The organism is Bradyrhizobium sp. LeoA1Lang, assembly GCF_055413685.1.
The window spans coordinates 21,079-27,870 of sequence record NZ_JBVAPG010000112.1; the positions used below are offsets into that span (position 1 = coordinate 21,079).

Annotated in this window: 5 protein-coding genes and 2 pseudogenes; 2 read left to right on the forward strand and 5 right to left on the reverse strand. The window is 60.6% G+C overall.

Going from position 1 to position 6,792, the window contains the following annotated elements:
• Window positions 1-37: 37 nt before the first annotated feature.
• A complete protein-coding gene (locus tag ACZYOF_RS29975) occupies window positions 38-1,312 on the reverse strand; it encodes a hypothetical protein (protein WP_463718022.1) in 1,275 nt (424 codons plus the stop codon).
• Window positions 1,313-1,418: 106 nt separating this feature from the next.
• Window positions 1,419-1,694 (reverse strand): hypothetical protein, encoded by a 276-nt coding sequence (locus tag ACZYOF_RS29980; RefSeq protein ID WP_463718023.1) that lies wholly within the window; start codon window positions 1,692-1,694, stop codon window positions 1,419-1,421.
• 12 nt (window positions 1,695-1,706) lie between these two features.
• Between ACZYOF_RS29980 and ACZYOF_RS29985 the strand changes: the two are divergent.
• Window positions 1,707-2,375: pseudogene (locus tag ACZYOF_RS29985) on the forward strand (NAD-dependent epimerase/dehydratase family protein); the annotation flags it as partial.
• Between the two features lie 64 nt (window positions 2,376-2,439).
• Window positions 2,440-3,759 carry a WcaI family glycosyltransferase gene (locus ACZYOF_RS29990; RefSeq protein ID WP_463718024.1) on the forward strand — a complete coding sequence of 440 codons (1,320 nt, stop codon included), beginning with the start codon at window positions 2,440-2,442 and terminating at the stop codon, window positions 3,757-3,759.
• A gap of 85 nt (window positions 3,760-3,844) precedes the next feature.
• Here the strand turns inward: ACZYOF_RS29990 and gmd are convergent, their stop codons facing one another.
• The 3 genes and pseudogenes from gmd to ACZYOF_RS30005 all read right to left on the reverse strand — a co-directional run.
• Window positions 3,845-4,936 carry a GDP-mannose 4,6-dehydratase gene (gene gmd, locus ACZYOF_RS29995; RefSeq protein ID WP_463718025.1) on the reverse strand — a complete coding sequence of 364 codons (1,092 nt, stop codon included), beginning with the start codon at window positions 4,934-4,936 and terminating at the stop codon, window positions 3,845-3,847.
• A 260-nt stretch (window positions 4,937-5,196) separates the two neighbouring features.
• Window positions 5,197-6,201 carry a UDP-glucose 4-epimerase GalE gene (gene galE, locus ACZYOF_RS30000; protein ID WP_463718026.1) on the reverse strand — a complete coding sequence of 335 codons (1,005 nt, stop codon included), beginning with the start codon at window positions 6,199-6,201 and terminating at the stop codon, window positions 5,197-5,199.
• Between the two features lie 400 nt (window positions 6,202-6,601).
• Window positions 6,602-6,792 (reverse strand): annotated as a pseudogene (locus ACZYOF_RS30005) (phosphomannomutase/phosphoglucomutase); the annotation flags it as partial.

A 6,792-nucleotide genomic window follows, 5' to 3' on the forward strand; every position in this document is an offset into this window, starting at 1 on the left:
GAAAACCGGTTTCCACTTTTCCGGATCATGCTTTAGCTCACCGTGCGGCTTGGCTGACGCTTTGCGAAAGGCCAAGCCCCACGATCGCTGCAAGGCAGATGATAGCTCCCGTGCGTAGCAGGCCGGGACCAGCAAACCCCTGCACGACGCCGAAGCAAAGGCAGGCGGCGGCTGCCGCCGGGAAGAAGGAATCGCGGCCACGCCGCAGCGCGCCTGAGACCAGGCGCGTGAGAAGGGAGAGCACGATCGCGATCGCGAGTGCAAACCCGATCCAGCCCGTTTCCACAAATAGCGCGATGGCTGCAGAGGGGGCGGCCAGCGGTCCCGTTGCATCGCCGGATTGGTAGATCCATCCAATCGACTGGAAGGCGCCGGCGCCGGCGCCGAACCAGCGGGTGTCGGCAAACAGGCGGTCGAGTACGGCGCGTGTCTCATCGGGCTGGATCGGGAGAAGCCGCAGCAGCGGCGATCCGGAGCCTTTTTCGAAGATCCAGGTCAGAACGAGGGCCGCGCCAACGGCCGCGACCACGCAAATCGCGGTGGCGGCCAGGACCGACAGGTCCAGCCTGCGGATGGCCAGGATGAGCAGAAACAACGCGACGCCGAGCGCGCAGGCAACCGCGCTGTTGGTGTTGGAATATCCCAGGATGACGGCGCCGTTGATCAGCAGGCCCGCAAGCCCCAGCATGCCGACGGCCACTGAACGGATGATCGCGTGACGCGTTTCGGCTCGCTCCGCGGCCAATTGAATGACGGCGAGATTGAGCGCCACGCCAAGGCCGCTCAAGCTGGTCGCGAAATCCCAGCTATCCGGACCGATGCTCGGCCCCTGCAGCCGATGATCGATGATTCTCAGCACGGCTACGAGCGCTGTTAGCCCGCTCAACACGAACAGGACGAGTTCGGCCCGGCGACGATCTCTGCCCAGAACGATTGTCACCCCAAGCAGCGCGACAGACGCGAGCGCCAGAAAGAATGCGCCGAGCGTTCGGCTGAAGTCGGCCGTGACGTATCCGAAGGGGATTCCCTGCAGGGCATCGTATGTGGTGGTCCAGATCGGATGGGCCAGCGACAATCCGATCGGAATCAATTGCGCGCCGATACAGAGCGGAATGGCTATCAGCACCCAGCGCAGGTTTGCCGTCGTGCGCAGGAAGTGCTCGCGATCGGCCTTGCTCGCGCCCATCGATGCCGCCAGCAGGCACACGCCCGCCGCAGCCATTCCGAGCTCGGTGGCGAAGCCGGAGTTGGACGTTTCAAGAATGGTGGTGAAAGCAAGCGCGAAGAGGAGGGCGAAATAAGCGACGGACAATCGGGTTGCTCGGAAAATGCCTGAACCGAGTCGGCACCATATCTCCCGTCGGCTTCATTTCAAAGAAGCGGTCGCGACAGTTGAATCCGTAAAGCGCGATGCGGGATCAGCGGGCCGTCTTGAGCGGGCGCGCGACGATGCGGGCCGCCCGCGCCGCCGCGACGGCGAAGCGCGTGAATGATCCGAACAGATATCCGCCGTGGAGGGCGAGCGCGCCGATCGCAAAGCCGGTGAGGCTTTCGACCAGCGTCAAGGAAAGGATCGGGGCGAGCAGGAGTGCAATTGCACCGGTTGCAAGCGTCAGCGGCAAAAGCACCATCACCTTGAAGCGCAATCCGAAGACGGCGCCAAAGAGAAAACTGAATATTGCAGCCTGAGCCATACGCACACACTCCTGTTTCAGCGCCTGTTGTTCCTGGGCTCTTCCTGCATCTATCCCAAGCACGCAGAGCAGCCGATCAGCGAGGACCAACTGCTGACGGATCCGCTTGAGCCCACCAACGAGTGGTACGCGATCGCCAAGATCGCCGGGCTGAAAATGTGCCAGGCGTATCGCCGTCAATACGGCGACGACTTCATCTCGGCCATGCTGACAAATCTCTATGGCAAGGGCGACAACTATCACCCGGACCACAGCCACGTTCCGGCGGCGTTGATCCGTCGCTTTCATGAAGCCAAGCTCGCGGGAGCGCCGACGGTCACCGTATGGGGCACCGGAACGCCACTCCGCGAATTCCTCAACGTCGATGATCTGGCGGATGCCTGCGCCTTCCTTCTGAAGCGGTATTCGCAGGACATGCCGATCAATGTCGGCAGCGGCGACGAACTCTCGATCGCTGACTTCGCGGCTCTGGTCGCCAAGGTCGTCGGCTATCAGGGCAAATTCGTCTTCGACGTCAGCAGGCCCGACGGCACCCCGCGCAAGCTTCTTGATAGCTCGCGTATCCGCGAACTCGGTTGGCGCCCGCAGATTTCGATGCGTGCCGGCCTCGCCGCGGCCTACGCCGATTTTCTCCGGGGATACGGCCGCAACCTCGCGCTCAGTCCAAACGCGTCAAACTGAACAGGAGTGCGGTCTCTCGCCTAAAAACTAAGAAACTTAACATCTTTGATTTGGTCTGCATTTAATGCGCATACTTCTGGTGGGCATCAACCACGCGCCCGATCTTGTCGGTGTCGCGAAATACAACACTGAGCTCTGCGAAAGTCTCGTGGCCGAAGGCCACGAAGTCCGAGTGATCACCGCACCGCCTTATTATCCGGCGTGGCGAATTCCTCGTGGCTTCAGATCCTGGTACTTCCGGTCGAGAAAGCTGAATGGCGTGCAGGTGATCCGTACGCCAATCTACGTGCCCGCTCGTCCGTCAGGGGCCAAGCGGCTCGTTCACCATGCGTCGTTTGCGTTGGCGAGTGCGATCCCTCTGGTGCGGACGGCGCTCTCGTGGCGACCCGACATCATGCTTTTGGTGGCGCCGTCGCTGACATCAGCGGCCCTCGTCGCCGTCGCCGCGCGCCTGACCGGGGCGAAGTCCTGGCTTCATGTGCAGGACTTTGAAGTGGACGCGGCCTTTGATCTCGGTCTTCTGCAGAACCAAAGGCTCCGTCGGCTGATGCTGCGCGCGGAAGCGAGAATCCTGAAATCCTTCGACCGCGTCTCCACAATCTCACCGCAGATGTTGCGACGTCTCAAAGAGAAGGGAATTCCGCAGGAGAAGGTGAGGGAGGTCCGAAACTGGATCGACACCGACGCAATCACTCCGGGTCCCGCAACGGTCAATTTCCGGACTGAGCTCAAGATTGGAGAAGACGACGTCGTCGCCCTCTACTCGGGAACGATGTCGAACAAGCAGGGGCTGGACCTCGTCGTCGAGGCGGCCTCCGTTATCGAGGAAAGTCACCCCAACGTTCATTTCATTCTCGCCGGAGAGGGACCTCACAAGCCCAAGCTCCTAGAGATGTCACAGGGGCGCGGCAACATCCATTTCCTCGGGGTGCAGCCCAACGATCGTTTTGCCGCGTTGATGGCGAGCGCGGATATTCACCTGATCCCGCAGCGAGCAGAGGCGGCAGATCTGGTGCTGCCTTCCAAGCTCGGAGCTATCTTCTCGTCCGGTCGGCCGGTGATCGCTATGGCGGGATCTGGCACTGGGCTGGCCGATGAAGTGGAAGGCGCCGGTTTGGTCGTTCCGCCGGGCGATGCGAATGCGCTGGCCGAGGCTGTCCGAACGCTCGGCGAGGATGAACCGCTTCGAAATGTCCTGGGCAAGCAGGGCAGGACGCGCGCGCTCGAACGTTGGGACAGGGAAAGCATCATCCATCAGTGGCTGAGGGAGATGCTTTCCATCGATGATGATAGCACCAGGCCGCAGAGCAGCGGTGGGACACGGCTCCAGCCGGAAGCGCTGTTGCTTCCCGTCAAGGAGCAGGTGCGCGTGACGGGCAAATAAGGCGGTCAGACGCTCGAGCGGTTGGATGACCAATGCGCTCGAGCAATCAATCGCCGCAAGCGGTCCCCGTTCAGCGGCCCTTTCCCTACTCGTGCCGCGCGTAGTAGCGGAAGCCGTGCTGCTTGATCAGTTCGGCCCGCTTGGCCGATTCAAGATCTTCCCGCATCATTTCCTTGACCAGCACCTCGAACGAGGTCTTCGGCTCCCAGCCGAGCTTCTGCTTTGCCTTGGAGGGGTCGCCGAGCAGGGTCGCGACTTCCGACGGCCGGAAATAGCGGGGGTCGACCGAAACGATGCATTTGCCAGTCGCGTCGTCATAGCCTTTCTCGCGAACCCCGCTGCCTTCCCATCGGACCTTGATTCGGATCTCGGCCGCGGCGTGGTTGACGAAATCCCTCACTGAATACTGCTTGCCGGTGGCGATCACGAAGTCTTCCGGCTTGTCCTGCTGCAGCATCATCCACTGCATCTCGACATAGTCGCGCGCATGCCCCCAGTCGCGCAGCGCGTCCATGTTGCCGAGGTAGAGGCGGTCCTGCAGCCCGAGATGGATCCGCGCCAGCGCCCGCGTGATCTTGCGCGTCACGAATGTCTCGCCGCGGACCGGGGACTCGTGATTGAACAGGATGCCGTTGCAGGCGTACATTCCATACGCTTCGCGGTAGTTGACCGTGATCCAGTACGCGTAGAGCTTGGCGACGGCGTAGGGCGAGCGGGGATAAAAGGGCGTTGTCTCCTTCTGCGGGATTTCCTGCACGAGCCCATACAATTCGGAAGTTGAAGCCTGGTAGAAGCGTGTCTTGTTCTCCAGGCCGACAATGCGGATGGCTTCGAGCAGGCGCAGCGTGCCGAGGGCGTCGGAATTTGCGGTGTATTCGGGCTCCTCGAATGAAACGGCCACGTGGCTCTGCGCCGCCAGATTGTAGATCTCGTCCGGCTGCACTTGCCCGACGATACGGACCAGACTCGAAGAGTCCGTGAGGTCGCCATAATGCAAACGGAATGGCGGATTGGCCTCGTGGGGATCGAGATAGATGTGGTCAATTCGATCGGTGTTGAAAAGCGAAGCCCGACGCTTGATGCCGTGGACCTCATATCCCTTTTGCAAAAGCAGTTCTGCCAGATAGGCGCCGTCCTGACCGGTAACGCCGGTAATCAAAGCCCGCTTCTTCGTCATAAAGCCCCCAAACAGAGATTTCAGCGCCGTTACATAACGCAATAATTCCGCCAGAATAGACATTTCCGGCGGATCATGTTGTGCGATGGACCAATAGGATTAATCGGGAAGCGTGTCCCTTGATAAAAGGCACCACGTTGTGCAGGGCTCTGCCTGAAAAGGCGGCGCTGCGCGCAATGAGAATCGGCAACCATTCTTGATCATGGCCTGCGCGCGAGGCGGGATATCGCCGTGCGCAGCGGCGCCTTCAGTCGTCACGATCAGCAATATCCATTGGGGTTGTTGCTCTGCCAGCGCCAATGATCCGCGCACATCGTCTCGAGCGATCTGGCCGCTTTCCATCCCATCAGCCGGGACGCGGTTTCCGTGGCAGCGTAGTAGGCATCGATATCGCCCGGGCGACGCGATTTGATATCATAGGGTATGGGGCTGCCGCACGCCTTTTCGAACGCGCGAACGACTTCGAGCACGCTGCTGCCGGTACCGGTTCCGAGATTTACCGAGAAGCATTTCGGACTGTCCAATGCCTTTAGTGCGGACAGGTGTCCGAGCGCGAGGTCCATGACATGGATATAGTCGCGAACGCCTGTTCCATCAGGTGTATCGTAGTCGGCGCCCCATATGTTCAATCGCTCGCGTCGTCCGATTGCAACCTGAGCCACGAAGGGGACCAGGTTGTTGGGGACGCCGCGGGGATCCTCGCCGATCAGTCCACTCTCGTGTGCGCCGACTGGATTGAAATAGCGCAATATGGCGACCCCCCAGCTTGGGTCGCTGACATATTGGTCGCGGAGCATTTCCTCGATGATGAGCTTGGTCCGCCCATAGGGGTTCACGGGATTGAGGGGATGGTCCTCGGTATAAGGCAGAAATTTGGGGGTGCCGTAGACGGTGGCCGATGAACTGAACACGATGGTCTTGACGCCCGACCGTCGCATCGCGCGCAGCAGCCGGTGCGATCCGATGACGTTCTGATCGTAATATTCGAGCGGCTCCGCAACGGAGTCCTGGACGGATTTCAGCCCGGCAAAATGCATGATCGCCGTGCAGTTGTATTGCGTCAACACCTGCTCGATCGCACGTTCGTCGCGAATGTCGCCTTCAACGGCAATCAGCGATTTGCCGCAAATCTGCTGCACGCGCTGCAGGGCAATCGGACTGCTGTTGGAGAAATTATCGAATACGACGACATCTTCACCCGCAGCCAGCAAGGCCACACAAGCATGCGAGCCGATATAGCCGGCCCCGCCGGTCACAAGGATCATCGTCATTTCTCCGCTAGATTGGGTTCTCAAGGAGCTGTCCGCGGCGCAGACAGTCACTACAATCTAGAGCTGTTGAAAGCAAACGTGCGATGTGAAGGGTAGACAGCGGGATAGAAGCTGCCCTGTCAAGGTCGATCGGAGAGAATTTGACGCTGTTGTTAACCCTAGCCAGACCAAGACTGTTGCCGGCGGCGCTCCGATAGGTAATGGCCGATTGCATCGGAGCGGCCGCGTAAGTTGTCACTCCACTGTCATCGCCCGGCTTGACCGGGCGATCCAGTATTGCAGAGGCGTTCGTTTTCGATTGAGAGGCCGCCGCGTACTGGATCACCCGCGTTCGCGGGTGATGACAGTGTTGTTTGCGGCGAGCGAAGCGCTCAGCTCTTCGGGCGCCGCCATCTCAAATCTTCTGATTGTACTCGCCGACCTCCGGATGCGTGCGCAGCACGCTATCCACCGTCTCAAACATGTCGCGCATGCGCTGCTCGCTGACCGGGCTTTCGACCACCACCACGAGCTCCGGCTTGTTGGAGGAGGCGCGCACCAGGCCCCAGCTCCCGTCCTCGACCGTGACGCGCACGCCGTTGACGG

Bases quoted from the DNA above. Each gene is read 5' to 3' on its own strand.
- ACZYOF_RS29990 (WP_463718024.1), top strand. From the start codon at position 2,440: ATGCGCATACTTCTGGTGGGCATCAACCACGCGCCCGATCTTGTCGGT.
- galE (WP_463718026.1), bottom strand. From the start codon at position 6,201: ATGATCCTTGTGACCGGCGGGGCCGGCTATATCGGCTCGCATGCTTGT.
- ACZYOF_RS29980 (WP_463718023.1), bottom strand. From the start codon at position 1,694: ATGGCTCAGGCTGCAATATTCAGTTTTCTCTTTGGCGCCGTCTTCGGA.
- gmd (WP_463718025.1), bottom strand. From the start codon at position 4,936: ATGACGAAGAAGCGGGCTTTGATTACCGGCGTTACCGGTCAGGACGGC.